General features: G+C 45.2%; 1 protein-coding gene. It reads left to right on the top strand.

The features are described 5' to 3' along the window. Positions 1-165, top strand: a 165-nt coding sequence (locus CP368_RS10280; protein WP_143468342.1) for a zinc ribbon domain-containing protein, incomplete at its 5' end; no start/stop codon positions are given. Positions 166-330: the final 165 nt, after the last annotated feature.

Here is a 330-nt window from a genome sequence, read left to right as displayed (position 1 = left end):
TATAAGAAATTAACCCTTAAGGATCGGGAATGGACTTGCCCAATCTGTCGAACGCACCATATTCGTGATTGGAATGCGGCCGTGAACATCTTAGAAAAAGGATTAGGCAAGTGGCAGAATCCTAAAATAAAAGAAGCAGCCTTATTCGGGGCTGCAGTCCGCTAGCAACTCACGGACTCAAAAGGCTTTGGTAATTAGACGACCTCTATCGGCAATAGTCAAAAGATTACTGCTGGTAAGTCAAGTCCGTATCTAAGCAAGTTGGTGTTCTGGTTGGCGCAAGCTAACGATCCACTAAGCCCTAGACTTCAGTCTAGGGTAGTTGACGTA

The organism is Lactobacillus sp. UMNPBX17 (assembly GCF_002553735.1).
Lineage (GTDB): Bacteria > Bacillota > Bacilli > Lactobacillales > Lactobacillaceae > Lactobacillus > Lactobacillus gallinarum.
Note: the sequence above shows the minus strand (reverse complement) of the source record. Positions and strands in the feature narration are given on the sequence as shown.